This is a genomic window from Nocardioides maradonensis (genome assembly GCF_054777115.1).
Genome location: NZ_BAAHAZ010000005.1, coordinates 179,252 through 206,182, shown reverse-complemented (window position 1 = coordinate 206,182; position 26,931 = coordinate 179,252). Strand labels below are relative to the sequence as shown.

The window sequence follows — 26,931 nt, the reverse complement described above, 5'->3', positions numbered from 1 at the left end:
TCCACAACTTCTCGGACGCACCACTAGGCACGCGGGAGCAGGACAGTGGCGGTCATGGTGGCGCCGTGGTCGCACGCGATCGGGGCAGGTACGCCGTGGGAGACGTGCCGTCCTCCCGCGCACAGCCGGAGCTGACCGCCTGCGGCGACGACCAGCTGCTCGACCAGCGCGAGGCCCAGACCCGCGCCGGGGCGTGACCGCGCCTCGTCGGAGCGGGTGAACCGCCCGGTCGCGCGGTGCAGCAGGTCCGCGGTCATGCCGTCACCGGCATCGACGACCTGGATCCGCACCCAGTGCTCGTCGGCGGCGGAGACCGTGACCGCGACCGGCGGCCGGCCGTGCAGGAAGGCGTTCTCGACCAGGTTCGTGATGATCCGCTCCAGCGCGGAGGACGACGTCGCGGCGTGCACGGGGACCGGCGGGACCGCGACCTCCAGCTGCGCCGCCCGGCGCGGGTCGGCCACACGTCGGTGCTCGACGACCGCGGCGGCCACCCGGCCCGCGTCGACGCTCGCGCCCTGCTGGGCGGCAGCCGACCCCAGTGCGAGCAGGTCCTCGGCCAGGGCCGCGAGGCGGCCGACGTCGATGGCCAGCTCGTCGAGGATCTTCTCGTGCTCCTCGACCGTGCGGACCCGGCGACGGGCGAGCTGGATGCGGGACTTGAGCAGCGTCAGCGGCGTGCGCAGCTCGTGGCTGGCGTCGTTGACGAAGTGCCGCTCGCGCTCCACCGCCTCCTCGAGCACGGCGAGCATGTCGTTGAGGGTGTGCCCGAGCCGGGTCACCTCGTCGTCGCGCTCTTCGGGCACGTCGAGCCGGAGGTTGCCCGCGCCGCCGGCGATCTCCTCGGCGCGGCGGCGGTAGCGCTCCACCGGCCGCAGCGCGAAGCGGGCCAGCAGGTCGCCGACCACGGAGGTCACCAGCAGTGCGCCGATGCCGGCCAGGGCGAGCTGCAGGAGCAGCTCGCGCAGGGCCTCGTCGCGGTGGTCCCGTCGCACGGCCACGACGAGGTACGTCGATCCCAGCGGCGTGATCTGCACCCGCCAGGTCGCCGCCGTGTCGAGGATGTCGCCGATGTCGATGATGCGCTGGTGCTGGGCGCGCTCGAGCTGGCGCGGGGTGACGAGCAGGTGGGTCGGCGCCTCGCCACCGCGGCTGAGCGGTCGGCCGTCGCCGTTGACCACCTGCCACCCCACGCCGGTGGCCTCCGCCTCCGCCAGGTTGCTCACGGTCGTGCCCCGCAGCAGCGGCCGGATCGTGGTGGTCGCCTGCACCAGCTGGGTGTCGAGCTCGCGGTCCAGGGTGGACTCGACGCGCCAGTACACGAATCCGCCGGCCGCGACGAGGACCACCAGCATCGCCGCGGCGAAGCCGGCCACCAGCCGCATCCGCAGCGGCAACCGGCGGAGCCTCCGGCGTACGGTCACGAGCCGACGGCCGTCGGCAGCTCGACGCGGTAGCCCGCACCGCGCACGGTGGTGATGGTGCTGGTGTCGAAGGGCTTGTCGATCTTGGCGCGGATGGTGGCGAGGTAGACGTCGATGACGTTGCTGCGCAGGTCGGTCTCGCCGTCCCACACCTCGTCGAGGATCGTGAACCGCGACACGACCTTGCCCGCCCGGCTGACCAGCAGCTGAAGGATGTCGAACTCGCGCGCGGACAGCTCGATCTCGGTCTCGCCCCGGAACACCTGGCGTGCGCCGGGATCGACGCGCAGGTCGCCGACCTGGAGGACCGCGCCCTCGTCGAACGCCGAGCGGCGGTGCAGCGCCCGCAGCCGGGCCAGCAGCTCGTCGAGGTCGAACGGCTTGGGCAGGTAGTCGTCCGCGCCCGCGTCGAGGCCGTCGATCCGGTCCCGTACGTCGCCGCGCGCGGTCAGCATCATCACCGGCGTCGCGACGCCGAGGTCGCGCAGCTTGCGGCACACGGTCACGCCGTCGGTCCCGGGCAGCATCCAGTCCAGCAGCAGCACGTCGTACGCGATGCCGCCCGGGAGGGCGCGCCCGTACGCCGACGTGCCGTCGTGCACGACCTCGACCTCCCACCCGGCCTCGGTGAGCGACTGCTCGAGCACCTCGGCCAGCCGGACGTCGTCCTCGGCCACCAGGATCCGCACGGGTCTTCCTCCTCAGCTGTTCGTCCACCCCACTCTGCACCGCGACGTGGCGTTTCATCGGGCCTTCATAGCGTGGCACGGACCTCCTCTACAGTTTCGACGTGACCGCCGTGATCACCGCAGCGATGCTGCACCTGCACGCGTGGGGTGCGCCGTTGCTGTTCGCGGTGCTGTTCACCGAGACCGGGCTGCTCGTCGGCTTCTTCCTCCCCGGCGACGCCGTGCTGTTCACCGGCGGGATCCTGGTCGCGTCCGGCGACCTGCGGCTCCCGCTGTGGCTCGTGGTGCTCGGCGCGTTCGTGGCCGCGAGCGCGGGCGACCAGGTCGGCTACCTGATCGGGTCGCGCTGGGGGCCGGGCCTGTTCGTCGGCAACAGGCGCTGGCTCAACACCCACCACCTCGAGGCCGCGCACCGCTTCTTCGAGCGGTTCGGCCCGCGTGCGGTGGTGCTGGCCCGCTTCGTCCCGCTCGCGCGCTGCTTCACCCCGCCGGTGGCCGGCGCGGCGGCGATGTCGCGGCGCCGGTTCACGACGTACAACGTGCTCGGTGGGTTCGTGTGGGTGGCGGCCTTCCTGGTGGCCGGCTACTACCTCGGGACGGTCGACTTCATCGCCGACCACGTCGAGCTGCTCTCGGTCGGGATCGTGGTCGCGGGGACGGTGCCCGTGGTGGCGGCGTACCTGATGCGCCGGAGGCGCGCGGCCGCGCCTTAACCCTCCCCTCATCCCGGTCTCCCTAAGGTCGCGGTCATGACGACGCAACCAGCGGTGGACGCGGTCGGGGTCACCAAGTGCTTCGGCTCGGTGCTCGCGGTCGACGACATCTCGGTCCAGGTCGCGCCGGGCGAGGTGTACGGCGTTCTCGGACCCAACGGCGCCGGCAAGACGACCTTCCTGCGGATGCTGTTCGGCCTGATCCGCCCGGACGCCGGGGAGATCACGGTCTTCGGGCGCACCTGGGACCGCGACGGCGTCGGGGTGATGGAGGGCGTGGCCGGCTTCATCGAGAGCCCGAGGTTCTACCCCTACCTGACCGGGCGGCAGAACCTCGAGGGACTCGCGCGGCTGGACGGCGGCGTCCGCCGCGGCCTCGTCGACGAGGTGCTCGCGATCGTCGACCTCGCCGACCGCGCGGACCGCAGGGTGGGCGGCTACTCCTACGGCATGCGGCAGCGGCTGGGGGTCGCTGCCTGCCTGTTGCGCGAGCCGAGGCTGCTCGTCCTCGACGAGCCGGCGAACGGCCTCGACCCCGGCGGCATCCGCGACATGCGGGCGCTGGTGAGGTCGCTCGCGGCGAGTGGTCTGAGCGTCCTGCTCAGCTCGCACCACATGGACGAGGTCGAGGAGATCTGCGACAACGTCACCATCATGAGCCGCGGCAAGGTCGCCTTCCACGGCACCGTCGACGCGCTGCGCGACATGGCGCCGGACCCCGGCTACACGCTGCGGACCAGCGACGACGACCGCGCGGCCACGCTCCCGGGACGTCCTTCGGACGTCACGGTCACCCGCGACCCGGACACCCACGGGCTCACGGCGGTCGGGCCGGAGCACTCGGTCTCGGCGTACGTCGCCGCACTCGTCGGCGCCGGCATCGAGCTGCGCGAGCTGACCCCGCTGCAGACCCCTCTGGAGCACCTCTTCTTCATGCTGACCGACGGGGTCTCGACAGGCTCGACCACCGGAGGAGAGACCCGATGAGGGCCGCGCTGACCTTCGAGCTGCGCAAGCTCGCCGCCCAGTGGCGGACCCGCTGCGTCCTCCTCGGCGCGCTGCTCGCTCCGCTGCCGATCGCTCTCGCGATCCACGCCCAGGGCAACCCGCCCAAGGACACCCTCTTCGGGCGCTACGCGACCACCAACGGCTTCGCACTCGCCCTGCTGGTGCTGGGGTACGCCGCCCAGTGGGCCCTCCCGCTGCTCACCGCGGTCGTCGCGGGGGACATCTTCGCCAGCGAGGACCACCACGGCACCTGGAAGACGATCCTCACCCGGTCGGTCAGCCGCACGTCGGTGTTCTCGGCGAAGACGGTGGCCGCGATGGGCTTCGGAGTGTTGTCCGTGCTCGTGCTCGGCGCCTCGACGATCGTCACGAGCGTGCTCGTCGGCGGCCACGGCGCTCTCCCCGGGCTCACCGGGCAGCTCATCCCGGCGTCGGAGGCCTGGCGGCTGGTGGCGTTCTCGTGGCTCAACGCGATCCCGCCGATCATCGCGTTCACCGCCCTCGCCCTCCTGCTCTCGGCCTGGTCGCGCAACGCGGCCATCGGCATCGCCGGGCCCGTCGTCATCGGCTTCGTGCTCCAGCTCGTCGGCGCGATGGGTGGCGCGGAGGCGCTGCGCCCCTACCTGCCGAGCACGGCCTTCGAGGCGTGGCACGGCTTCCTCACCGCACCCCGGTTCTTCGGGCCGTTCGCCCACGGGCTGATCGCCTGCGCGGTGTGGACCGTGCTCGCGCTCGCCCTGTCCTGGACCATCGTCCGCCGTCGCGACATCACCGGAGGCTGACATGCGACGCATCCTCACCACCTTCGCCGTCGTCCTGCTGCTGGCCTGCGGCCTCGCCGGGGTCGCCATCGCCACCGGTGGTGGCAGCGCGATCACCCGGCCGCGCCTGGAGGACGCCGTGACCGCGGCCTTCGACAACGTCTACTCGCGGGAGGCCGCGCTGCTCGGCCACCAGGGCGTCACGCCGGCGAGCATGGGCACGAAGACCTACTGCGACAAGGGTCCCGGCATCCCGCAGTCCGGTCCCGGTACGACGTGGAACTGCCTCGCCAGCTGGAAGGACCCGAGCGTCCCGATGCCGTCCACGGGCTACGGCAAGCTCGAGGTCACCGTGCACACCAACGGCTGCTTCACGGTCGGTGCCCCCTCGAGCCTGGTGGGCTACCAGACGATCACCGACGCGTCGGGACGCACGGTCCCCAACCCGGCGTACGAGTTCGACGGCTGCCTCGACCCGAACGGCGAGAACACCCCCAACGGCGTGGTCTTCCCGCCGGAGCTGAAGATCACCAACACCACGGTGACGCCCGACGCCTCCGGGCACGTCGGTGCCGACCTGCTCTGCGCGCCGGGCCACGGCGGGTGCTCCGGGGTCGTGACCGCGGTCGCCGGAGGTACGTCGCTCGGGTCGGTCCCGTTCTCCATCACCGAGACCGCCACGGCTCAGCTGATGCTCCCCAGGGTGCTGCCGGCCGGCGCGACCGACGTGACCTACACGGTGCGGGGCAAGGACGAGGTGCTGCCCTCACCCACCGACGTGACGGTCCAGAGGTAGGTCAGCTGCGCACCAGGCGGGTGATGGCGTCGACGGCCTCCTTGAGCTTCGCGTCGGCCTCGGGGCCGCCCGCCCGGGCGGCATCGGCGACGCAGTGCTCGAGGTGGTCCTCGAGCAGGCCGAGGGCGACCGACTGGAGCGCCTTGGTGGTGGCGCTGACCTGGGTGAGGATGTCGATGCAGTACTGGTCCTCCTCCACCATCCGGTGCAGGCCGCGGACCTGGCCCTCGATCCGGCGCAACCGCTTCAGGAAGGCGTCGCGTTCGGCGGAGTAGCCGTGCTGGTGTTCCTCGCTCACGGCACCCAGGATACCCCGGGGCGGTATGCCGGGAGGGCGGTCAGCGGGTGATCAGCGGGTGTGGTCGGGGCCGAGGCACACCGCCACGAGCTCGCCGGTCTTCTTGCCGGTGAACACCGCCCAGCCGTCGTCGAAGCTGACCAGCCGGTTGCGCCCGGCGGCGTCGCGGACGATCGCCTTGCTCGGGATCACCGAGGAGTCGAAGCCGGTGTAGGAGCAGCGGTTCTTCGTCATCAGGTGGCTCAGCGGCCGGGCGGAGAGGCCCAGCTCCTGGGTCTTCGCCGGGGGCTGGGCGAGCACGCTGATCGCACCGAGGCCGAGCAGCAGCACCAGCGCGCCGGTGGTCAGCGCCGTGCGGGCGGACAGCGCCAGCGTCGCCCAGAGGGGGCGTTCGGCGCGGGACAGTGCGGTCACGGCAACCTCGCTCTCGGGGGGATCTGTGCTCGTCGGCAGTGCGGGGGCCGGACATGCATCTCAACGACCTGTCGTCGCCCTGGTCACGGCGCGGAGGGTGTGATCTGCAACCGTCTGGACCACCTGCGGATCCGCTGTTGGCAGGATGGCCCCATGACCTGGTTCGCCTCCCCGTCCGACGCCGCCGATCGACTCACCGCGACCGGCTACCTCGCCGACGCGGCGACCGCCACGACGGCGTACCTCGCCGGGAGCCTGGAGAAGCCGCTCCTGCTCGAGGGGCCGGCCGGTGTCGGCAAGACCGAGCTCGCCAAGGCGGTGTCGCGGGCGACGGGTGCGGAGCTGATCCGGCTGCAGTGCTACGAGGGCCTCGACGAGGCGCGCGCCCTCTACGAGTGGAACTACAAGAAGCAGCTGCTCGCGATCCAGGCGGTCAACCACGACCAGGCCTGGAGCGAGACCCACGACGCGATCTTCACCGACGAGTTCCTGCTGACCCGACCGCTGCTCACCGCGATCCGGCGGGAGGAGCCCACGGTGCTGCTGATCGACGAGGTCGACAAGACCGACATCGAGGTCGAGGGCCTGCTGCTGGAGGTGCTGTCGGACTTCCAGGTCACGATCCCCGAGCTGGGCACGGTGGCAGCGGTACGCCGACCCTTCGTGGTGCTCACCTCGAACGCGTCCCGCGAGCTGTCCGAGGCCGTCAAGCGCCGCTGCCTCTACCTGCACCTGGACTACCCCGACGCGCATCGCGAGCGGGAGATCCTGCAGTCGCAGGTGCCGGACCTCGACGACGCGATCGCCGAGCAGCTCGTGGCGACGGTCGGCCGGCTGCGCGAGCTGGAGCTGAAGAAGGCGCCCTCGATCGCGGAGTCCGTCGACTGGGCGCGCACTCTCATCGCGCTGGAGATCCGCAACCTCGACGAGTCGGCCATCGCGGCGACGCTGGGTGCGGTGCTCAAGCACCAGTCCGACCACGAGCGGGCGATCAAGGAGCTGCGGCTCGGGGCGCGGCGCTGACATGGTCTCGACAGGCGCGACCGACGACGGGGACGGGTCCGGCCTGCTCGACCGCCACCTCGCCTTCGTGCACGCGCTGCGCGGGGCCGGGTTGTCGGTGTCGCTGGCCGAGGACCTCGACGCGGTCGCTGCGCTGGCCGCGATCGGCTGGGGGTCGCGCGAGACGGTCCACGACGCGCTCGCCGCGACGCTGCTGAAGAAGCAGTCGCACCGGACCACCTTCGACGCGCTCTTCGACGTCTACTTCCCGGCGCTGGTGGGGGACGGGGCGTCGCCGGGCGAGGAGGGGGTCTCGACGAGCTCGACCACCGACGAGGAGCGCGACACGTCGACGACCCTGGACGCCCAGGCGCTGCGGGAGTTCCGCGACCGGCTCGCCGACGCCCTCCAGGACGAGGAGTACGACGACGCGCAGATGCTGCGCATGGCCGCGGAGATGGTCGGCCGGTTCGGCGCGATGCCGGGTCGCGGGCCGGGCATGTCGTCGTGGTCGGCGTACACGGCGCTGCAGCGGGTGGCGCCCCAGGAGCTGATCGACCAGATCGTGCAGGGGCTGCTCGGCGAGATGGACGTGCAGTCCGCGGAGCGGATCGCGAACCGGCGGATCGGCACGTTCACCGCGCAGGTCGAGGCCGACGCCCGCCGGCGGATCGCGGAGGAGAAGGGCCCCGACCACATCGCCGACGTGGCGATCCGGCCGAGCATCGACAAGCTCGCCTTCATGTCCGCGCGGCGGACCGACCTGGAGGAGATGCGCCGCGAGATCTTCCCGCTCGCCCGTCGCCTCGCGACCCGGCTGGCCAAGGAGCAGCACGCGAAGCGGCGCGGGCCTCTGGACTTCCGTCGTACCGTCCGGGCGTCGATCGCGACCGGCGGCGTGCCGATCACGACGCACCACAAGCCGAAGCGGCCGCACCGCACCGACCTGGTCGTGCTCTGCGACGTCAGCGGTTCGGTGGCGAACTTCGCCCAGTTCACGCTGCTGCTGGTGTTCGCGCTGCGTGAGGCGTTCGCGTCGATGCGGGCGTTCACCTTCATCGACCACGTGCACGAGGTGACGCCGTACTTCCGTCCCGGCGCGGACCCTGCCGACGTCCTCGCCGACCTCGCCGCCAGCACCGCGCACGCCGCGCTGTGGGGCCGGACCAACTACGGGCGGGCGTTCGGGAAGTTCCACGAGGGCTTCGCCGACACGCTGACGCCGAAGACGACCCTGCTCATCCTGGGCGACGCCCGGAGCAATTACAGCGACCTGCACGAGGACACCCTGCGCCGGCTCGCGGGGTCGGTACGCCGGACCTACTGGCTCAACCCCGAGCATCAGCGCAACTGGGGGACCGGGGACTCGGCCGCGCCGACGTACAGCCAGATCGTCGAGATGATCGAGTGCCGCAACCTGGAGCAGCTGTCGGACTTCGTGCACGACCTCGTCTGAGGAGTTGTGAGTGTGGGAGTGACCCATGGGTCACTCCCACACTCACAACTCACGCCGCCGGGACGCCGAGGAGGCGCAGGTCCCGTGCCAACCGGTCCGGCTCGTCGCGGAGCTCGCGGGCGGTGCAGCGGACGGTGAGCCGCCGTGGCGAGGTCAGCGCCCTCTGCCGGGCGATGTCGTCCTCCCAGTGCTCGACGTCCATGTGGAAGGCGCCGTCGACCTCCAAGACGAGGGTCCGCCCATCGCCGAGCGGCCACTCGCAGTCGGTGTAGCGCATGCGTCCGCTGGAGTCCCGGCGCCTCACCTGGCGCTGCGGAGGTGCGAGGCCGAACGCCTTGCACATCCGCTTCACGTCGAGCTCCGCCGCGGAGTGAGCGCCGCCGGCCACGTCGACCAGCAGGCGGCGGAACCGGTCCGCCTGGCGCAACGGGCTGAGCCGTTCGATCCACTCAGCAAGCGCATCGGGCGCCGCCAATCGCTGCTGGACCACCGCAGCGACGATGCCGTCCGCGGTGCGCGGGGAGCTCTGCCGCGACGCCCATAGGAGGACGGCGGGCTCGATCCGGCTGGCGGGCAGGCCGCGCACCATCCGGGTCATCGCTGACAGGTCGCGGCGTGACCGGCGGAAGACGACACCGGGCAGGGACGCGGGCGTTCCGTTGGGGTAAGGCACCACCACGGTCACCTCGTCACGCAGCCAGTTCCGCAGGCCAGCGACCTCGGCGGCGGTGATCTCGCCGACATGGGCGCCGGGCCCTGCCTCGAGAACAGCCGCCCACATCAGCTGGAGCCGGGTGAGCGGACCCGTGGTCGTGGAGATCACGGTCGGGGTGAGGGCGAGCCACCTGCCGGTGTCGACGCGGTGGCTGACCGCCCATCGGTTGATGCCGTGCTCCCGGAGCTGCGCGCGGGTCAGGAGGCCTTCCTGCAGCGCCGCCGTCCGCCGCCACCGTGCCGAGTCCACCCGGAGAGGATCGCTCAGATGGCGGCAGCGCGTCCTTCGTCCTCCACAGGGTCGAGTTGTGAGTGTGGGCGTGACCCCTGGGTCACTCCCACACTCACAACTGGGCGCGGAGCCGGGCCAAGCCCTCCTCGATGTCCGCGGTGGTGCCGGCGAAGCTGAACCGCAGGAACCGGTCGCCGACGGCGGTGTCGAAGTCGATGCCGGTGGCCACCGCGACGCCGGTGCGCGCCAGCAGCGAGTGGGCGAAGGCCATCGAGTCGTCGGTGAGGTGGCCGACGTCGGCGTACACGTAGAAGGCGCCGTCGGCCGGGGCGAGCCGCGTGATGCCGAGGTCGCGCAGGCCGTCGAGCAGGAGCCCCCGGTTGTGGGCGTAGCGCTGGACGTGCCCGTCGAGCTCGGCGTACGACGCCTCGTCGAAGGCCGCGATCGCCGCGCGCTGGGCGAGCACCGGCGGGCAGATCGAGAAGTTGCCCGTCAGCACGTCGACCGCCCGGCGCAGCCGCTCGGGGGCGAGCATCCAGCCGAGCCGCCAGCCGGTCATCGAGAAGTACTTCGAGAACGAGCCGAACACGACCGCCTCGCGGCTGGTCTCCCAGGCCGAGTGCGTGCGGCCGGCGGCGTAGGTGATCCCGTGGTAGATCTCGTCGGAGATCAGCTGGACGCCCTCCGACGCGCACCACGACGCGATCGCGGCCAGCTCCTCGGGCAGCAGCATCGTCCCGGTGGGATTCGCCGGGCTGGCCACCACCAGCGCGGTCAGCGGCGAGGACGCGTGGACCTCCTCGAGCTGCGCCACCGTCGGCTGGAACCGGGTCGCCGGGCCCGCCTCGATCTCCACGACCTCGCAACCGAGCGCGGCCAGGACGTTGCGGTAGCAGGGGTAGCCCGGCCGCGCGATCGCCACCCGGTCACCGGCCTCGCACGCCGCCAGGAACGCGAGCAGGAATCCGCCGCTGCTCCCGGTCGTCAGCACCACCGATTCCGGCGAGACGTCGAGGTCGTACCACCGGCCGTAGTGACCCGCGACCGCCTCGCGCAGCTCGGCGATCCCGATCGCCGGCGTGTAGCCGAGCGGGTCGCCGGACGCCAGGAGCCGTGTCGCCTCGGCGACCACGGGAGCAGGCGCGCCCGTCGAGGGCTGGCCCGCACACAGGTTCACCAGGTCGCCGTGCGTCCGCGCGCGCTCGGCCGCTGCCGCCAGCAGGTCCATCACGTGGAACGGCGGGACGTTCGCCCGCTGGGCGGCGGCGAGGCGCGAGATCACTCCCTCATCTTGCCCCGGCCGCGTGCCGACCGGCCCGCCGCCCGAAGAACGAGCCCTCGCCGAGCTGGGTGCCCGAGCAGTAGCCGGCGCCGTCCTGCGCGATGTTGGAGGCACACGCGCCCGCGGCGTACAGGCCCGGGATGACCGAGCCGTCGGGCCGCCGCGCCTCGCCGTCGACGCTCACCGAGATGCCGCCGAGGGTGAAGCCGGCGTACAGCGCGACGCCGAGCGTGAGGTCGAGGACCGCCCACGGCCCCTGCGTCTGCGGCGCCAGCCAGTCCGGGTGCTTGTGCAGCTCGGTGTCCTCGCCGGCCGCCGCGTCGGCGTTGTAGCGCTCCATGGTCGCCACCAGCGACCCGGCCGGCAGCCCGAGCCCGGCCTCCATCTCCTCGACCGTCTCGTAGCCGTCCTTCAAGGGCACCAGGGGCATCGTCGACTCGGCGTAGTGCGCGCTGTCGACGATGAGGTACGCCGACTGCCCGGGCTGCTGCATCACCGCGTACGACGTCCGCGCGTGGTAGCTGTCCTCGCTCACGAACCGCTTCCCCTCGCGGTTCACGATCAGCCCCTTCACCAGCGAGGAGGGCGGGTAGAACGGCGCGGTGATGAACGGCTCGTCCATGTTCTCCAGGGCCGCGCCCGCCGACTCGCCGAGCCGGATGCCCAGCCCGTCGTCGTACGTCGATCCCAGGGTGAACAGCTTCGAGCCGAGCGCCGGCGTGTGGCGGGCCACCATGTCTGGGTTCATCACGAACCCACCGGCCGCGATCACGACGGACCCCGCGCGGACCAGCCCGGTCTGCTCGAACGACCGCCACGCCAGCCCCACCACGGCTCCCTCAGGGGACACGACGAGGTTCGTGGCACCGGTCTCGAAGCGCACCTCGACCCCGGACTCCTCGACCCGCTCGCGCAGCAGGTCCATGACGATCCGGGTGCCCTCGGTGTCCCCGGGCACGGGCACCTTGTGCCCGCGCGGCGCCGGCGTCACCTGGTCGCGGAACGGCCACACCTTCTCGTTGCCGGTGAACATCAGGCCCTGCGTGCCCGGCTGGATGACCGCCTTCTCCGGGTAGTAGGACCGCTCGAACTCGAACCCCAGTGACTCCAGCCAGTCGAAGTGCTCGACCGACCCCTCGCAGTAGGCGCGGATCTTGTCCTTGTCGGGGTCCTTCGTGGAGGCGACGAGGTAGTCGATCATCGCCTCGACCGAGTCCGGGTGACCGGTGGCGACCTGGACCGCCGTACCGCCGCCGAGGTAGAAGTGCCCGCCGGACATCGACGAGGTCCCTCCGTGGACCGCGGCCTTCTCCAGCAGCAGCACCCTCGCGCCGGCCCGCGCTGCCTCGAGCGCCGCGCACCCGCCGGCGATGCCGAAGCCCACCACCACGACGTCGTACGACGGGGCGCCGGCGGGCAGCTCGCTCGCGGGGACGGTGGTGGGGACGGTCAGGCCGGAGACGGTCATGGACCCAATGTAGAACACGTTCTATGTCTCGATGAAGCCCCGCTCGTTCCTCGCGGGGCCACTCGACAACCGCCGCTAGACTAGGACTCCTGCCACCCGACGAAAGCCGAGTGACTCGTGACCTTCGACGTCCACCAGCTCGACGACTTCGTGCTGGTCGGGGCGAGCGTCACGTTCCTGGCCGTGCTGGCCGTGCGGATCTCCTCGCGTGCGGGGCTCCCGAGCCTGCTGCTCTACCTGCTCATGGGCGTGGCGCTGGGGGAGTCCGGCATCGGGATCCGGTTCGGCAACGCCGAGCTCGCGCACGCCCTCGGCTTCGCCGCGCTGGCGATCATCCTGGCCGAGGGCGGTCTCACGACCAGCTGGCGCGAGGCCCGTCCGGCCATGCGGATGGGGCTCTCGCTGGCGACGGTCGGCGTGCTCGTCTCGATCGCCGTGGTCGCGGTCGGCGCGCACTTCTTGCTCGGCTTCTCCTGGGAGCTCGCCGTGCTGCTCGGCGCCGTCTGCTCGCCGACGGACGCGGCGGCGGTCTTCTCCGTGCTGCGCGTGGTGCCGCTGCCGAAGCGGATCACCGGCACGCTCGAGGCCGAGTCCGGCCTGAACGATGCCCCGACGGTCGTCCTGGTCACCCTGGTGTCCTCGGGCGCCGTCGGCGAGCACGGCCTGATCGGCACCACGGGGATCGTCCTCTACGAGCTCGTCGCCGGTCTGGCGATCGGCCTCGCCGCCGGCTTCGGCGGCGGCTGGGTCATGCGCCGCGCGGCGCTGCCCTCCTCCGGCCTGTACCCGATCGCGGTCCTGTGCCTCACCCTGATCGGGTACGGCGCCGCCGCGGCCGTCCACGCCAGCGGCTTCGCGGCGGTGTACGTCGCCGCGCTCGTCCTCGGCAACGCCGAGCTCCCGCACCGGGCCGCGACGCGGTCGTTCGTGGAGGGACTCGCGTGGCTGGCCCAGATCGGGCTGTTCGTGATGCTCGGCCTGCTGCTGTCCCCGGGCCGGATCACCTGGGGCACGATCGGCACCGCCCTCGTGGCGGGCGTGGTGCTGACCTTCCTGGCGCGCCCGCTGTCGGTCGTCGTCAGCGCGGCCGTGCGGCCGATGCCGTGGAACGAGCTGGGCTTCCTGTCCTGGGCCGGCCTGCGGGGCGCGGTCCCGATCGTCCTCACCACGATCCCGCTGGCCGGGGCCGTCCCGGGCGCGACCCGGCTCTTCGACGTGGTCTTCGTGCTGGTGGTCATCGACACCCTGGTCACGGCGCCGACACTGCCGTGGCTCGCGCGGGTCCTCCGGGTCGCCCGGCGCTCCGAGCCGCGCGGCATCGACGTCGAGGCCGCGCCCCTGGAGCGGGTGGCCGCGGACCTGCTGCTCGTCACGATCAGCCCGGTCTCGAAGCTGCACGGCGTCGAGGTCGGCGAGCTGCGGCTACCGGTGGGCGCGAGCGTCTCGATGGTGGTGCGGGAGGGCGAGACGATGGTCCCGGAGCGTCGTACCTCGCTCCGGCACGGGGACGACCTGATCGTCGTCACGCCCCGCCGGCTGCGCGAGGACACCGAGAAGAGGCTGCGCGCCGTGAGCACGCACGGTCGCCTCGCCCGGTGGGTCGGCGACAGCCCGTAGCTCAGTACGTCGCGGTCGGCTCGCAGACCGTCGTGTCCGCGGCCGCGCGGATCGAGGGCAGGCCGTGGCGGATCTTGCCGAACGCGTCGCCCACGACCACGGTGATCCCCGGGTAGTCGGAGAAGCGGTGGATGACCCGGACGTCCGAGCCGAGGTACGACGCCACCAGCTGCGTGGCGGCCCCCTTGGGGCCATCGGTCCAGATCTCGGCGGTCAGCCGCTTGCGCACGTGCGGGGTGTTGCCGCGCTCGCCGGGGGCGAACCCCAGGTCGGCCAGCTTGGCCTGGGTGTTCTGGGCCAGGCCCACCGTCGTACCGGCGTTGAGGACGTTCACCAGCACGTCGCTGGGCTTGATCCGCTCGCCCGCGCTCACCGAGGTGTCCTGGCAGATCGGCGTCGCGGCGACCGTGTTCGTGGGGAACGGCTGGGTGACCTTGTGCCAGGCCCATGCGGTGGCCAGCACGAAGACGAGCACGAGCGCGCCGAGGGTCGCAGTCGACCGACTGCTCGTCCGGAGATCCATGCGGGTGTCCTACCCCTCCATCCGCACGACACGCGCGTGCAGCACATTTCTCTGCTGCAGGGCCGCGCGGAGCGCACGGTGCAGGCCGTCCTCGAGGTAGTACTCGCCCCGCCAGAGGACGACGTGCGCGAAGAGGTCGCCGAAGAAGGTCGAGTCCTCGTCGAGCAGAGAGGACAGCTGCAGGGTGTCCTTCGTCGTGACCAGCTCGTCCAGGCGGACCTGGCGCGGCGGCACCTGGGCCCAGGCCTTCGCCGTCAGCCCGTGCTCGGGGTACGGCCGACCGTCCCCCACCCGCTTGAAGATCACCGTCGGATTCTACGTGGGTGCTCTTAGGCTGTGCGCCATGACCGAAGCGCAGACCCCGCAGCAGAGCCCGATCGAGGCTGCCGTCGCTCCTGGCTACCAGTTCCAGGGGCCCGCCCTCGAGCTCGGCGGGCTGATGCTCGACGCCACCACGCTGACCGGGACCCACATCCGGATCCCGCTCGCGATGCTCAACCGGCACGGCCTGGTCGCCGGCGCCACCGGCACCGGCAAGACCAAGACCCTGCAGCTGCTCGCCGAGCAGATCTCGGCGGCCGGCGTGCCGGTGTTCGCGGCCGACATCAAGGGTGACCTGTCGGGTCTCGCGGTGCCGGGGACGGCCAGTGACAAGCTGACCGAGCGCGCGAGGTCGGTCGGTCAGGACTGGCAGGCGAAGGGCTTCCCGGTGGAGTACTTCGCGCTGGGCGGCCAGGGCACCGGCGTACCGATCCGGGTGACGGTGTCCGCCTTCGGCCCGCTCCTGCTGTCGCGGGTGCTCGGGCTCAACGCGACGCAGGAGTCCTCGCTGGGCCTGGTCTTCCACTACGCCGACCAGGCCGGGCTCCCGCTGCTCGACCTGGCCGACCTGCGCGCGGTCGTCCAGCACCTGACCAGCGACGAGGGCAAGGCGGACCTCAAGGAGCTCGGTGGGCTGTCGTCGGCCACGGCCGGGGTCATCCTGCGCGAGCTGATCGCCTTCGGCGACCAGGGTGCCGACGCGTTCTTCGGCGAGCCCGAGTTCTCCTCGGCCGACCTGCTCGCGGTCGCGCCCGACGGCAGGGGCGTCATCAACCTCGTCGAGCTGCCGAACCTGCAGGACAAGCCGGCGGTCTTCTCGACCTTCCTGATGTGGCTGCTCGCGGACCTCTTCCACGACCTGCCCGAGGTCGGCGACTCCGACAAGCCCAAGCTGGTCTTCTTCTTCGACGAGGCGCACCTGCTCTTCCACGACGCCTCGAAGGACTTCCTGGACCAGATCGCCCAGACCGTGCGGCTGATCCGTTCCAAGGGCGTCGGTGTCTTCTTCGTGACGCAGTCGCCGACCGACGTACCGGACGACGTGCTGGCGCAGCTCGCCTCGCGCGTCCAGCATCAGCTGCGCGCCCACACGCCCAACGACGCCAAGGCGCTCAAGGCGACCGTCAGCACCTACCCCAACAGCGCGTACGCCGACCTCGGCGCGGTCATCACCGGCCTCGGTATCGGCGAGGCGATCGTGACCGTCATGGACGAGCGCGGAGCCCCGACCCCCGTCGCGTGGACCCGGCTGCGGGCGCCCGAGTCGTTGATGGGTCCGAACACCGCCGACGCCATGACCGCGGCGGTGCAGGCGAGCCCGCTCAACGGGAAGTACGGCCAGGTCGTCGACCGGGAGTCGGCCCGCGAGATCCTCGCCAAGAAGCTGGATCAGGGTGCGGCCAAGGCGCAGGAGGCTCCGGCGGGCGCACCCGCGCCGGCGGCTCCCGCACCCGCGCCCGCCGGCCCCTCGCGGGGCGAGCAGGCCGGCGAGCTCGTGATGAACGTCGTGAAGTCCTCGGCGTTCAAGCAGTTCATGCGCACCGCGGCGTCCGAGGTCGCGCGGGGCATGTTCAAGACCGGCCGCCGATAGGGCGTCGTTGGTTTCGATACGCGCTCGCTCGTTCCTCGCTCGCGCTACTCAACCAGCGACGATCGTTGGTTGAGTAGCCGCGAGCGCCAGCGAGCGGCGTATCGAAACCAACAGGGTCAGGCGGTCCAGCGGAGGGACTCGTCGACGAAGTCGGCGAGGGCGTTGACGCCGCGCAGGTCGCTGCGCTCCTCCATCAGCCGGGCCACGCCCTGGCGGTGCTTCTCGCGCAGCGCGGCCCGGCGGGCGACGGCCTCGTCGATGAACGTGGGGTCGGTGGACGTGGGGTTGGTGGCGTTGTTCGTGCTCATGTGCCCAACTCTGAGCGCGTTGATGTTCCGCCAGGTTGAGCGTGGGTTACCGCTCGGTGACACGGCCCGTGAGGCCGCTCACGTCGGCCGGGGCTGGCGTCCGGAACGAAACCCGTTCATACTTCGAGGAAGGTAGAACGTGTTCTAGTTTCGACTGTTTCCACGACCCGGGGGACCGATGTACGACTTCGAGGGCGAGAAGCCCGGCAACCACCAGCGCGGTGGGGCGCCGCACCGCGCGCTGTTGCTGCTCGAGCTGCCGCGGGTCGTCGGTGAGCTCACCGCCTCGAAGGTGGTCGACGTGCTCGCCCCGCGCCGCCCGAGCGGTGACGGTCGCCCCGTCCTGGTCATCCCCGGCTTCCGAGCCACCGACGGCATGACCGGCCGGCTGCGCGGTCACCTGAAGCAGCACGACTTCCGGGTGCACGGCTGGGGCCAGGGCGCCAACATCGGCCTCACCGACACGCTCGTGGACGGGCTGATCGAGCGGTTCGAGGCCCTGCGTGAGGGGTACGACGAGCCGATCAGCATCGTCGGCTGGAGCTTCGGCGGGGTGCTGGCCCGTTGGCTGGCCCACACCTACCCCGACGACGTCCGGCAGGTCGTCTGCCTCGGCTCCCCGTGGCGGGCCGACGGCGAGAGGACCCGTGCCACCGCGATGTTCGAGCGATCCCGCCAGAAGCACGGCATCTCCGAGCGCGCCCGGCCGATGGTCGACCTGCTGCGCGGCCCGGTGCCGGTGCCGTGCACGGCCGTCTGGTCGAGGACCGACGGCATCGTGCCGTGGCGGGGGTGCGCGGTCGACGCCGCCACCGAGCCGCGGGCCGAGAACGTGGTCGTCGCGAGCAGCCACGTCGGGATGGTCGCCAACCCGCTCGTGCTCGACGTCGTCGTCGACCGGCTCTGCCAGGACCCGGCCGACTGGCACGACTTCTCCTGGCGCGCCACCCTCACCCGCAAGTGGGTCGGGGCATGAGCAGCGGGCCGCTCGACGAGCGCGACCCGGCGTACGTCGCCGCGGCGCTGCCCCTCCTCAAGCTGGCCATGAAGGGCTGGTTCCGCTCCCGGGTCCGCGGGATGGAGCGCGTGCCCGAGGGTGGGGTGCTGATGGTCGGCAACCACTCCGGCGGGATGCTCGCCATGGACGTGCCGATCATCGCCGTGGCCTTCGCCGAGCAGTTCGGGGCGGAGCGGCCGCTGTACTGCCTGGCCCACGACATGCTCTTCACCGGCGTGGCCGGGCCGTTCTTCCGCAAGTTCGGCTTCGTGCCGGCCGACCGCGCCAGCGCCCACGAGGTGCTCGAGTCCGGCGCGGTGACCATCGTCTTCCCGGGCGGCGACTACGACACGTTCCGGCCGACGCTGAAGGCCAACCGGATCGACTTCGCCGGCCGCACCGGCTACGTGCGTACGGCGATCCGGGCCGGCGTGCCGATCGTGCCGGTCGTGTCGATCGGCGGTCAGGAGGCCCAGTTCCACCTCACCCGTGGCCAGTGGCTCGGCCGGTTCTCGCCGCTGCGCAAGGTGATGCGGACCGACCTGCTGCCGCTCACCATCGGCTTCCCGTTCGGGCTGGTGCCGGCGGGCGTCGGCAACATCCCGCTGCCCACCAAGATCGTCACCGAGGTGCTGGACCCGATCGACCCGGCCGACTTCGGGCCTGACCCGGACGTCGCCGAGATCGACGCGCTCGTGCGGGCCCGGATGCAGGAGGCCCTCGACCGGCTCGCGCGCGAGCGGAAGCTGCCGGTGCTGGGATGAAGACCCAGTTGTGGGCGACCGGCCACCTGCTGCGCAGCGGCATGATCGGCCCGATGCGCCCCGACCGGTACGTCGGGATGGCCCGCATCCTGCGCCGCTACGGGCCGCACGCCACGACCGGGTTCGCGCTGGCCGCCAACCGCTGCCCGGACGCCGTCGGCCTGATCGACGAGCGCGGCGCGCTCACTTGGCGCGAGATCCAGGTCCGCGCGGACGCGCTGGCCGTGGGTCTGGTGGCCGCGACCGGCACGACGCCGACGTCCGTGGCCATCCTGTGCCGCAACCACCGCGGCTTCGTCGACGCACTGCTGGCGGCCGGCCGGCTCGGCGTACCGGCCCTGCTGCTGAACACCGGCTTCTCCGGCCCGCAGCTCGCCGACGTCCTGGAGCGCGAGCAGAGCACGCTGGTCGTGTACGACGAGGAGTTCGCGGGGCTGGTCGCCGAGGCGCGGGAGCGGATCCCCGGGCTGACCGAGATCATCGCGTGGACGGACTCGCCGCAGCCGACCCTGGCCACGGTCGACGGGCTGATCGGGGCGCTCCGCGGGCAGACCGCGCCCGTCGTACCTCCCGGCAAGGTGGTGCTGCTGACCTCGGGGACGACCGGCACGCCCAAGGGCGCGCGCCGTGGCGGCGGCGGTCCCGAGGAGCTCGCCGCGATGCTGGAGCGGATCCCGTGGCGCGGCCGCGAGACCGTCGTCGTGGCGGCGCCGACCTTCCACGCGTGGGGCTTCGGGCAGCTGGTGATCGCGGCGACGATGGCGTGCACCGTCGTGCTGCGGCGGAGGTTCGAGCCCGAGGCGACGCTCGCGCTCGCCGACCGGCACGGCGCCGCGGGGATCTCGCTCGTCCCGGTGATGCTCGAACGGATCATGGAGCTGCCGTCCGAGGTGCTCGACCGCTACTCGCTGCGCTCGGTGCGGTTCGTGTCGGCCAGCGGGTCGCGGATGCGCGGCGAGGCCGTGATCGCCTTCATGGACCGCTTCGGCGACAAGGTCTACAACAGCTACAACGCCACCGAGGCCGGGCAGATCAGCGTGGCCTCGCCGGCGGACCTGCGCCACGCCCCGGACACCGCCGGCCGCCCGGTCACCGGCACCACCCTGCGCCTCGTCGACGACGCCGGCCGGGACGTCCCGGTCGGCCAGGTCGGCCGGATCCTCGTCAAGGGCGCCTCGGAGTTCGACGGCTACACGGCCGGCGGCGGCAAGGAGTCGCTCGACGGGTTCATGGTGTCCGGCGACGTCGGGCGGCTCGACGCGCAGGGCCGGCTCTCTGTCGTCGGCCGCGACGACGACATGATCGTGTCGGGCGGCGAGAACGTCCACCCGGTCGAGGTCGAGCGGGTGATCGGCGAGCTCGCCGAGGTCCGCGAGGTCGCGGTCGTGGGGGTCCCCGACGAGGCGTTCGGCCAGCGGCTGGCGGCGTACGTCGTCCCCGTGGCGGACGACGCGGTCGACGCCGACGCCGTGCGGGGCCACGTGAAGGCGCGGCTCGCCAGCTACAAGGTGCCGCGCGACGTGGTGCTGATGGACGAGCTGCCGCGCAACGCGTCGGGCAAGGTCGTCGTACGGGACCTTCCTGGGGTGTCGGCATGAGCGGCAGCGCGGCGGGAGGCCGCGCGGGCGGAATCCCGCCTCTGGCTGAGAGCGGTTCTGTGCCGCCCGCCCGCGTTGCCGGAGACGCGCTCGCTCGGGGTGGACGCGGGATCAGCCGGATGGCGGGTGGGGACGCGGGGTTCCTGTACCTGGAGACCCCGTCCATGCACATGCACACCCTCAAGATCGCGGTGCTCGAGGCGTCCCCCGACAACACCTACGACCGGCTCGTGCGGCTGATGACCGAGCGGCTGCGGATGCTGCCCGCCATGCGCCGGCGGGTCGTGCCCGTGCCCTTCGGGCTGCACCACCCGGTGCTGGTGACGCAGCGGACGATCGACCCGCGCAAGCACTTCTTCCGGCACCAGGTCGGCGGCGACGGCTCGATGCGCGAGCTGGAGAGGCTGATCGGCCGGATCTGCAGCACCCCGCTCGACCGCAGCGTGCCGCTGTGGGAGCTGCACATGTGCGAGGGGCTGGCCGACGGGAGGATCGCGATCGTCGGCAAGATCCACCACGCGATGGCCGACGGGCTCGCCGCCAACGCCATGCTCGCCAACATCATGGACGTCAGCTCCACCGAGGTCAGGACCGGCGTCTACGTCGAGGACGACGAGGGCGCCGACGTACCGAGCCGGAGCCTGCTCGTGCGGCACGCGCTGCGCGACGGCGCGCGGCAGCTGCTCGTCCTGCCGCGGCTGGTCGCGAGCACCGCCGGGCGGCTGCGGGCCGTCCTGCGCTACCGCCGGGGGATGGACGGACGGGTTCCGCTGCCCGTCAAGGACGCGCCGCGCACGTCGTTCAACGGCCCGCTGACCCCACGCCGCAGCTTCGCCACGGTGAGCATGCCCATCGCCGACCTGAAGCGGGTGCGGCAAGTGCACGGCGACATCGCAGGCCTGACCCTCAACGACGTCGTGCTCGGCGTGACGTCCGGTGCGCTGCGCCGATGGCTGGAGCTGCACGACGAGCACCCGCGCTCCTCGCTGCTGGCGGGTGTGCCGGTGGGCCTGGACGCGAGGGACATCGAGCCCAGGCTGATGGGCAACAACGTCTCCAACCTGTTCACCACGCTCGCCACCGACATCGACGACCCGGCCGCCCGGCTGCGGGCGATCTCGGTGACGACGAAGCACGCCAAGGCGATCTCGCAGACCCTCGGCTCGGCGCTGATGGAGTGGTCGCAGTTCAGCCCGCCGGCGCCGCTCGCGGCCGCGGTGCGCGGCTACTCCCGGATCCGCGGGGCGCGCTTCCACCGGCCGCCGTTCAACGCGATCGTGTCGAACGTCCCGGGCCCGCGCGAGCGGGTCAAGATCGCCGGCACCCAGCTGGCCGACGTGTTCAGCGTCGGCCCGCTCACCGAGGGCATCGGCCTCAACGTCACCGTCTGGTCGTACGTCGACCGGATGAACTTCTCGCTGCTCGCCTGCCCGGACCTGCTGCCCGACATCGAGGCGCTGGCCGCGCTGTTCCCGGCCGCGTTGGCCGAGCTGCTCGGATCGCCGGAGCCGAGTGCCTCCTCCGATGCCTCCCGGGAGTCCGCATGACCTTCCAGCTCGTCGGTCGGTACGCGCTCGCGGGCTTCCGCCGGCTGACCGAGGACGCCGTGCCTGACGTGGCGGTCCCGCCCGCCGGCGTACCCCTCGAGCTGCCGGGCCGCGGCACGACGTACGTCGTCGACCTGCCGGGTCCGACCCCGGACGCGCCGGTGCTGCTGCTCATGCACGGCATCGCGACGACCGGTCCGCTCACCTGGTTCGCGGTGCTGGCCGAGCTCGCCGAGCGCTACCGCGTGGTGACCTTCGACCAGCGCTGGCACGGACGGGGCATCCGCTCGGGGACCTTCTCGCTGGAGGACTGCGCCGACGACGGTGCCGCCGTGCTCGACGCCCTCGGCATCGCCTCCGCGGTGGTGGTCGGCTACTCGATGGGCGGTGCGAGCGCGCAGGTGCTCTGGCACCGGCACCCGGACCGGGTGGCCGGCCTGGTGCTCTGCTCGACCGCGGGGGAGTGGCAGGGGCACCTGGGGGAGCGGGTCTTCTTCGCGACGCTGCGAGCGCTCAACCTCGGGCTGGCCGAGGTCGCCGCCGACCGGGTACGCGCCCACGTCGAGGGACTCGAACCCCCTGTCGCCGAGCTGGCGCTGCGCGACTGGTGCCTGGCCGAGCTGCGCACCACGAGCCTCTGGTCGCTCCCGGTCGTCATGGCCGAGCTCGGGCGCTTCGACTCGGCCTCGTGGATCGGCGGGGTGGACGTCCCGACCGGCGTCCTCGTCACCGCGCGCGACCACGCGATCCCGACCGCGCGGCAGCGCGCGCTGGCGGGACGCATCCCGGGCGCGGTCGTGCGCGAGGCGCCCGGCGGGCACACGTCGCTGATCTTCGACCTGGAGCGCTGGAAGCCGCTCTTCCTCGGACTCGTGGACGAGGTCGTCGCGCTCAGCGAGCCCTGCTCCGACCGCTCCGCCTGAGAGCGGGCCGCGGACCACTCGACCGTTCGGTTCAGCCCACCGACAGGGCGGCCCGGACCCCGCTGGCCAGGGCACCGTTCATGGTCCCGGAGTCCTCGGCGTCGGTGTACTCCCCGGCGAGGGCGAGGTTGCCGATCGGCTCGGTGAGCAGCGCGTTCGCGGCGGAGCCGTGCCCGACGAGGACGTGCGAGTAGCCGCCCGCGGTCCACGGCTCGGTGGCCCAGTCGGTGAGCAGGGCGTGCTCGGGGTGCGCGCGGAGGTCGTGGCGCAGCCGGCGGACCTCCTCGGTCCACCGGCCGGGCCCGTGGGCCACGTCGAGCGCCGTGCGCGCCGCGTCGCCGCCGGCGAACGCGGAGACCGCCGCGATCCCGGCCCGCCCGGAGTAGTCGAGCGAGTTCCAGGCCCACCAGGCGTGCTCGGGGTGCTGGACGCCGCGCGGCCGGTCGCGCAGCGCGGGCAGTGACAGCTTCGCGGCTGTGCCGGTGGCGACGTGCGCCAGCCCCTCCCGCCATGCGTCGGGGAACCCGGGGTCCCAGGTGAGGGAGTCCAGCAGCGCGAGAGGTACGGCGACCACGACCCGGTCCGCCGGCACCGTGCTGCCGTCGGCGAGCCCGACGCCGTCCCGGCCGATCGTCTGCACGGGGGTGCTCAGCCGGACGGTGCCCAGCCGATGCGCGAGCTCCTGGCTGATCCGCTGGTTGCCGCCGACGACCCGGCCGGCGCCGTCGATCCCGGCCGCCTCGGCCCGCGCCACGTGGAAGCGGGCGCTCGCCCGGGTCGGGTCGCCCGCGGTCGACGTCACGATCCGCAGGTACGCCGGGTCCTCGGCGTACCGCTCACCCAGGGCGGCCTCGAACGCCTCGGCGACCGAGCAGTCCTCCGGCGGGATCTCCTTGCTGACCGCCTCCAGCGTGCCCTCGAGCTCGTCCAGCCCGGGCAGCCGACCGCGGACCATCCGGCGGTGGAAGCTCACCCCGTGCGGGGCGATCGGCAGGTCGAGGTCCGCGCAGAACCGGCGGATGACGTGCTGGTCGGCGTCGATCCACTCGCCGCCGCGCTCGACCACGACCCCGGGAGCGATCTCGTGCGACCAGGTCCGCCCACCGACGCGGTCCCGCGCCTCGAGGACCGTGACCTCGTGTCCTGCGGCGCGGGCGGTCCAGGCCGCAGCCAGTCCTGCGAGGCCGGCACCGACAACCACGATCCGCATCTGCCGATTATGACGTGCCGAACCACAATGGGAACCCCGCCGACTGATAGGAATGAGCGATGGTGAGGTTCCTGGCCCGGTGGGCCATCACGGCCGTGGCGCTCGCCGCTGCCGCCCAGGTCATGGACGGCATCTGGTTCGACGGCCCCACGAAGGGGTCGGCCGAGTGGCACCACAAGCTCGTCCCGCTGCTCGTCGTCGCGCTCATCTCGTGCGCCGTCACCGCGTTCGTGAAGCCCCTGCTGACGATCCTGTCGATCCCGTTCATCCTCGTGACGCTCGGGTTCTTCCTGATCGTGCTCAACGCGCTGCTGCTCAAGCTGACGGCCGCGCTGGCGGGTGGCTTCGGCGTCGACTTCCACGTACGGGGCTTCTGGCCCGCGGTCGGTGGGGCCATCGTCATCAGCGTCGTGACCTGGCTCCTCGACGCGCTCCTCGGCCCCGACGACGATCGCCGCTGACGGATGGTGCCGCGGATCGGGCCGCTGCCCACCCACCAGCTGTTCGTCGGCCTCGGGGTGGCCGTCGCCGTGGTGGTGTTCGTCGTCGAGGCACGACGTCGCGGCCAGACCGACGAACGGCTGATCCACGTCGTCGCCGGGGGCCTGGTCGGTGGTGCGCTCCTCATGCGGCTCGGCACCTGGGCCCAGCACCTGCACCTGCGCGACAACGCCACGCTGGCCGAGCAGTGGGCGTACGGCAACCGCTCGATCCTCGGCGGGCTGCTCGGCGCCTGGCTCGGCGTCCACGTCGCCAAGCGGCTCACCCGCTACCGGCTGCGCACCGGGGACCTGTTCGCGCCCGCGGTCGCGCTCGGCATGGCCGTGGGGCGCATCGGCTGCCTGCTCACCGAGCCGACCCGCACCGGCGGCACCAACTGGTCGTTCCTCGACGAGGTCGTCTTCCAGCTCGCCTGCTTCCTGGTGCTCTGGCTGTGGCTGCGCCACGTCGCCCTGCCACCCGGCACTCTCTTCGTCTGGTACGTCGCGGCGTACGGCGTCTTCCGTTTCCTCATCGAGTTCGTGCGGGGCAACGAGGTGGCGTGGCAGGGCCTCACCCGGCCGCAGCTGTTCCTGCTCGTCACCATCCCGGTGGTGCTGACCCGGATCGTTTGGCAGTGGCGGCGCGGGGCATACCGGAGTCTCGAGGCCGACAGGCAGGAGATCGCCGCGTGAGCACGCCGAAGGGCGCCGGGATGCCGCTGCGCGACGCGCGCATCCACCGCTACGTCAACGCGTTCTGCCCGCTGTGCCACGAGGAGCAGCCCGACCGCCCGCTGGCCGAGGTGCAGCGGCTCAGCGGCTGGCTCGCGATCCGCGACGACCGGGTGTTGCTGGAGCGCGGCTGCGCGACGCACGGCCTGGTCCGCACGCTGTACGACGAGGACCCCGACATCCTGCGCTACCTCGAGCAGTGGACCGCCCCGACCAAGGTGCACACCCCCGATCTCGAGGGGAACTTCAAGCCCGTCCCCGCCGCCTACGAGGACGGCCTGCCGGAGATGCAGACCCAGCACACCTGCATCCTGCTCGAGGACCTCCTCGACCACTGCAACCTCAAGTGCCCGACCTGCTTCGCGGAGTCCGCGCCGGCGCTCGGGAGCGTCGCGCCGCTCGACCAGGTGCTGGCGAGCATCGACCAGCGGCTCGCCCGCGAGAACGGCCGCATCGACGTGCTCATGCTCTCCGGCGGCGAGCCGACGCTCTATCCGCACCTGCGCGAGCTGCTCGCCGAGGTCACCCGCCGCCCGATCGTCCGGGTCCTCATCAACACCAACGGCCTGCTCATCGCCCGCGACGACGCCCTCCTCGACCTGCTCACCGAGCACCGGGAGCGGGTCGAGGTCTACCTGCAGTACGACGGCCGCTCGGCCGAGGCGTCGACGTACCACCGCGGCGCGGACCTGCGCCGGTTCAAGGAGGACGCGATCGCGCGGCTCTCCGAGCGGTGCATCTTCACCACGCTCACCATGACGGCCGCCCTCGGCGTCAACGACGACGAGATCGGGTTCGTCGTCAAGCGCGCCCTGGACACCCCGTACGTCGGCGGTGTCACCGTCCAGCCGGTCTTCGGCAGCGGTCGCAGCGCCGGCATCGACCCGCTCGACCGGCTCACCCACACCGGCGTCCTCGCGCGGCTCGGCGACCAGACCGGCGGGCTCGTCACCTGGCAGGACCTGACCGCGCTGCCGTGCAGCCACCCGCACTGCTGCTCGGTGGGCTACCTGCTCAAGGACGACAGCGGGGCCTGGCGCTCGCTGGTGGGTCTGGTCGGCCACGAGCGGCTCAAGCAGTGGCTCGACCTCGAGCCCGACCTGCTCGCGAACCGGATCGCCGACGACGCCATCCCCGCCGCCCTGCGCACGGTGGTCAAGGACGCGCTGCTCGACCTGCTGTCGGAGCAGTCCAGCCTCAGCCACCCTTCCATGGCGTCGATCTGGCGCGACATCTGCCAGAGCTGCGACCTCGGCATCAGCACCCTGACCACGCTCGCGACCTCGCGGCTCCCGGGCCGGCACGAACGGCTCCGCCGGCTGCTCGGCGAGCGGGTCCTGCGGGTCACCGTGAAGCCGTTCATGGACATGAACACGATGATCGAGGAGCGGCTCACCCAGTGCTGCGTGCACGTCGCGACCGTGGGCGCCGACGGCGCCCATCAGTGCGCGCCGTTCTGCGCGCTGCAGGCCTGGGCGCCGCTCGCCCGCACCCGGATCTCCACCGCCACCGGGCAGATCCCCATCGAGGAGGTACGCCGATGACCGACTCGCGTCTGGTCCGACCGCAGCGCGTGGAGGCCGTGGAGGCCGCCACCGGGAGCTGTGCCCCGCACCGGTACTGGTGCTGGAAGCGGATCACCGGCGCGTCGCTGCTGGGTGCGGCGGTGCTCGGCCTGGTCTGGTGGGCGGTCCGGTGAGCTACCCGGGCTACCCGCCGTCTCCGCCACCGCCGCCGGGATGGCAGCCGCCACCGAGGAAGAAGGTCCGCTGGGTCGGGTACGTGCTGGGGGCGCTCGTCGGAGCGCCGGCGGTGGCCGCCCTGATCGGTGGCATCGACGCGCTGGCCGGCTCGATCAGCCGCCAGCTCGGCAGCGTCGTCGGCGTCCTGAGCGTGGTGCTCCTCATCGGCATCCCGGTGGGCCTGATCATCCCCGAGCGCACGCGGCCGTGGGGGATCGGCATCCTCATCGGCTTCGCGCTGTGGGCGATCATCGCCGCCGGCGCCTGCGTGGTGCTGATCGCGATGCTCGCACACAGCGAGTCCCACCCCTGACCGCGA

General features: G+C 72.3%; 29 protein-coding genes. 18 read left to right on the top strand and 11 right to left on the bottom strand.

Features of this window, described 5'->3' with window-relative positions:
• Positions 1-23: 23 nt before the first annotated feature.
• Together ACYVAQ_RS07695 and ACYVAQ_RS07690 are read right to left on the bottom strand one after the other, a co-directional pair.
• Positions 24-1,424, bottom strand: coding sequence for a sensor histidine kinase (locus ACYVAQ_RS07695; RefSeq protein WP_460787929.1), 1,401 nt, complete (start codon positions 1,422-1,424; stop codon positions 24-26).
• Positions 1,421-2,113 (bottom strand): response regulator transcription factor, encoded by a 693-nt coding sequence (locus tag ACYVAQ_RS07690; RefSeq protein WP_460787928.1) that lies wholly within the window; start codon positions 2,111-2,113, stop codon positions 1,421-1,423. The genes ACYVAQ_RS07695 and ACYVAQ_RS07690 overlap by 4 nt, the downstream gene beginning before the upstream one ends.
• A gap of 101 nt (positions 2,114-2,214) precedes the next feature.
• On the opposite strand from ACYVAQ_RS07690, the gene ACYVAQ_RS07685 reads away from it, so the two are divergent.
• The 4 genes from ACYVAQ_RS07685 to ACYVAQ_RS07670 are packed head-to-tail and all read left to right on the top strand — an operon-like array spanning position 2,215 to position 5,391.
• On the top strand, positions 2,215-2,826 hold the full coding sequence (locus tag ACYVAQ_RS07685; RefSeq protein ID WP_460787927.1) for a DedA family protein: 612 nt from the start codon (positions 2,215-2,217) through the stop codon (positions 2,824-2,826).
• Positions 2,827-2,862: 36 nt separating this feature from the next.
• Positions 2,863-3,813, top strand: a complete 951-nt coding sequence (locus ACYVAQ_RS07680; protein ID WP_460787926.1) for an ABC transporter ATP-binding protein — start codon at positions 2,863-2,865, stop codon at positions 3,811-3,813.
• The gene (locus ACYVAQ_RS07675) at positions 3,810-4,616 is read left to right on the top strand and encodes an ABC transporter permease (protein ID WP_460787925.1); all 807 of its coding nucleotides are present in this window, start codon (positions 3,810-3,812) and stop codon (positions 4,614-4,616) included. The genes ACYVAQ_RS07680 and ACYVAQ_RS07675 overlap by 4 nt, the downstream gene beginning before the upstream one ends.
• Before the next feature lies 1 nt (position 4,617).
• Positions 4,618-5,391 carry a hypothetical protein gene (locus tag ACYVAQ_RS07670; RefSeq protein ID WP_460787924.1) on the top strand — a complete coding sequence of 258 codons (774 nt, stop codon included), beginning with the start codon at positions 4,618-4,620 and terminating at the stop codon, positions 5,389-5,391.
• Position 5,392: 1 nt separating this feature from the next.
• On the opposite strand, the gene ACYVAQ_RS07665 is transcribed toward ACYVAQ_RS07670, so the two are convergent.
• Together ACYVAQ_RS07665 and ACYVAQ_RS07660 are read right to left on the bottom strand one after the other, a co-directional pair.
• Positions 5,393-5,689 carry a metal-sensitive transcriptional regulator gene (locus ACYVAQ_RS07665; RefSeq protein ID WP_460787923.1) on the bottom strand — a complete coding sequence of 99 codons (297 nt, stop codon included), beginning with the start codon at positions 5,687-5,689 and terminating at the stop codon, positions 5,393-5,395.
• Positions 5,690-5,740: 51 nt separating this feature from the next.
• Positions 5,741-6,103, bottom strand: a complete 363-nt coding sequence (locus tag ACYVAQ_RS07660; RefSeq protein ID WP_460787922.1) for a hypothetical protein — start codon at positions 6,101-6,103, stop codon at positions 5,741-5,743.
• Positions 6,104-6,256: 153 nt separating this feature from the next.
• Between ACYVAQ_RS07660 and ACYVAQ_RS07655 the strand changes: the two genes are divergently transcribed.
• Together ACYVAQ_RS07655 and ACYVAQ_RS07650 are read left to right on the top strand one after the other, a co-directional pair.
• Positions 6,257-7,126, top strand: a complete 870-nt coding sequence (locus tag ACYVAQ_RS07655) for an AAA family ATPase (protein ID WP_460787921.1) — start codon at positions 6,257-6,259, stop codon at positions 7,124-7,126.
• 1 nt (position 7,127) lies between these two features.
• On the top strand, positions 7,128-8,561 hold the full coding sequence (locus ACYVAQ_RS07650) for a VWA domain-containing protein (protein WP_460787920.1): 1,434 nt from the start codon (positions 7,128-7,130) through the stop codon (positions 8,559-8,561).
• 49 nt (positions 8,562-8,610) lie between these two features.
• Here ACYVAQ_RS07650 and ACYVAQ_RS07645 read toward each other — a convergent pair whose 3' ends face one another.
• From ACYVAQ_RS07645 to ACYVAQ_RS07635, 3 genes are all read right to left on the bottom strand, one after another.
• Positions 8,611-9,525 carry a hypothetical protein gene (locus ACYVAQ_RS07645; RefSeq protein WP_460787919.1) on the bottom strand — a complete coding sequence of 305 codons (915 nt, stop codon included), beginning with the start codon at positions 9,523-9,525 and terminating at the stop codon, positions 8,611-8,613.
• A gap of 94 nt (positions 9,526-9,619) precedes the next feature.
• Positions 9,620-10,789, bottom strand: a complete 1,170-nt coding sequence (locus ACYVAQ_RS07640; RefSeq protein WP_460787918.1) for an aminotransferase class I/II-fold pyridoxal phosphate-dependent enzyme — start codon at positions 10,787-10,789, stop codon at positions 9,620-9,622.
• 4 nt (positions 10,790-10,793) lie between these two features.
• The gene (locus ACYVAQ_RS07635) at positions 10,794-12,257 is read right to left on the bottom strand and encodes an FAD-binding protein (RefSeq protein WP_460787917.1); all 1,464 of its coding nucleotides are present in this window, start codon (positions 12,255-12,257) and stop codon (positions 10,794-10,796) included.
• Between the two features lie 117 nt (positions 12,258-12,374).
• Here ACYVAQ_RS07635 and ACYVAQ_RS07630 point away from each other — a divergent pair, with 117 nt between their 5' ends.
• Entirely contained in the window at positions 12,375-13,874 is a 1,500-nt protein-coding gene (locus ACYVAQ_RS07630) for a potassium/proton antiporter (RefSeq protein ID WP_460787916.1), read from the top strand.
• Between the two features lies 1 nt (position 13,875).
• On the opposite strand, the gene ACYVAQ_RS07625 is transcribed toward ACYVAQ_RS07630, so the two are convergent.
• Both ACYVAQ_RS07625 and ACYVAQ_RS07620 read right to left on the bottom strand, forming a co-directional pair.
• Complete coding sequence (locus ACYVAQ_RS07625) at positions 13,876-14,397, bottom strand: LytR C-terminal domain-containing protein (RefSeq protein WP_460787915.1); 522 nt, start codon at positions 14,395-14,397, stop codon at positions 13,876-13,878.
• 9 nt (positions 14,398-14,406) lie between these two features.
• A complete protein-coding gene (locus ACYVAQ_RS07620; RefSeq protein ID WP_460787914.1) occupies positions 14,407-14,703 on the bottom strand; it encodes a type II toxin-antitoxin system VapB family antitoxin in 297 nt (98 codons plus the stop codon).
• 37 nt (positions 14,704-14,740) lie between these two features.
• On the opposite strand from ACYVAQ_RS07620, the gene ACYVAQ_RS07615 reads away from it, so the two are divergent.
• Positions 14,741-16,309 (top strand): helicase HerA-like domain-containing protein, encoded by a 1,569-nt coding sequence (locus ACYVAQ_RS07615; protein WP_460787913.1) that lies wholly within the window; start codon positions 14,741-14,743, stop codon positions 16,307-16,309.
• A 116-nt stretch (positions 16,310-16,425) separates the two neighbouring features.
• Here the strand turns inward: ACYVAQ_RS07615 and ACYVAQ_RS07610 are convergent, their stop codons facing one another.
• The gene (locus ACYVAQ_RS07610; RefSeq protein WP_460787912.1) at positions 16,426-16,617 is read right to left on the bottom strand and encodes a hypothetical protein; all 192 of its coding nucleotides are present in this window, start codon (positions 16,615-16,617) and stop codon (positions 16,426-16,428) included.
• Positions 16,618-16,795: 178 nt separating this feature from the next.
• Here ACYVAQ_RS07610 and ACYVAQ_RS07605 point away from each other — a divergent pair, with 178 nt between their 5' ends.
• The 5 genes from ACYVAQ_RS07605 (at position 16,796) to ACYVAQ_RS07585 (ending at position 22,446) form a co-directional block, all read left to right on the top strand.
• Positions 16,796-17,593: an esterase/lipase family protein gene (locus tag ACYVAQ_RS07605; RefSeq protein WP_460787911.1), complete on the top strand. Its 798-nt coding sequence runs from the start codon at positions 16,796-16,798 to the stop codon at positions 17,591-17,593.
• Entirely contained in the window at positions 17,590-18,378 is a 789-nt protein-coding gene (locus ACYVAQ_RS07600) for a lysophospholipid acyltransferase family protein (protein WP_460787910.1), read from the top strand. The genes ACYVAQ_RS07605 and ACYVAQ_RS07600 overlap by 4 nt, the downstream gene beginning before the upstream one ends.
• Positions 18,375-19,976, top strand: coding sequence for an AMP-binding protein (locus tag ACYVAQ_RS07595; RefSeq protein ID WP_460787909.1), 1,602 nt, complete (start codon positions 18,375-18,377; stop codon positions 19,974-19,976). Before ACYVAQ_RS07600 ends, ACYVAQ_RS07595 begins: the two co-directional genes overlap by 4 nt.
• A 119-nt stretch (positions 19,977-20,095) precedes the next feature.
• Positions 20,096-21,523: a wax ester/triacylglycerol synthase family O-acyltransferase gene (locus ACYVAQ_RS07590; protein ID WP_460787908.1), complete on the top strand. Its 1,428-nt coding sequence runs from the start codon at positions 20,096-20,098 to the stop codon at positions 21,521-21,523.
• Entirely contained in the window at positions 21,520-22,446 is a 927-nt protein-coding gene (locus tag ACYVAQ_RS07585; protein ID WP_460787907.1) for an alpha/beta fold hydrolase, read from the top strand. The genes ACYVAQ_RS07590 and ACYVAQ_RS07585 overlap by 4 nt, the downstream gene beginning before the upstream one ends.
• Before the next feature lie 31 nt (positions 22,447-22,477).
• Here the strand turns inward: ACYVAQ_RS07585 and ACYVAQ_RS07580 are convergent, their stop codons facing one another.
• Complete coding sequence (locus tag ACYVAQ_RS07580) at positions 22,478-23,656, bottom strand: flavin monoamine oxidase family protein (RefSeq protein ID WP_460787906.1); 1,179 nt, start codon at positions 23,654-23,656, stop codon at positions 22,478-22,480.
• A gap of 59 nt (positions 23,657-23,715) precedes the next feature.
• Here ACYVAQ_RS07580 and ACYVAQ_RS07575 point away from each other — a divergent pair, with 59 nt between their 5' ends.
• The 5 genes from ACYVAQ_RS07575 to ACYVAQ_RS07555 are packed head-to-tail and all read left to right on the top strand — an operon-like array spanning position 23,716 to position 26,925.
• Positions 23,716-24,117: a phage holin family protein gene (locus ACYVAQ_RS07575; RefSeq protein WP_460787905.1), complete on the top strand. Its 402-nt coding sequence runs from the start codon at positions 23,716-23,718 to the stop codon at positions 24,115-24,117.
• A 3-nt stretch (positions 24,118-24,120) separates the two neighbouring features.
• Positions 24,121-24,831, top strand: a complete 711-nt coding sequence (locus ACYVAQ_RS07570) for a prolipoprotein diacylglyceryl transferase family protein (protein ID WP_460787904.1) — start codon at positions 24,121-24,123, stop codon at positions 24,829-24,831.
• Positions 24,828-26,414: a radical SAM protein gene (locus tag ACYVAQ_RS07565; RefSeq protein ID WP_460787903.1), complete on the top strand. Its 1,587-nt coding sequence runs from the start codon at positions 24,828-24,830 to the stop codon at positions 26,412-26,414. Before ACYVAQ_RS07570 ends, ACYVAQ_RS07565 begins: the two co-directional genes overlap by 4 nt.
• Positions 26,411-26,569: a hypothetical protein gene (locus ACYVAQ_RS07560; RefSeq protein ID WP_460787902.1), complete on the top strand. Its 159-nt coding sequence runs from the start codon at positions 26,411-26,413 to the stop codon at positions 26,567-26,569. The genes ACYVAQ_RS07565 and ACYVAQ_RS07560 overlap by 4 nt, the downstream gene beginning before the upstream one ends.
• Entirely contained in the window at positions 26,554-26,925 is a 372-nt protein-coding gene (locus ACYVAQ_RS07555; protein WP_460787901.1) for a hypothetical protein, read from the top strand. The genes ACYVAQ_RS07560 and ACYVAQ_RS07555 overlap by 16 nt, the downstream gene beginning before the upstream one ends.
• Positions 26,926-26,931: the final 6 nt, after the last annotated feature.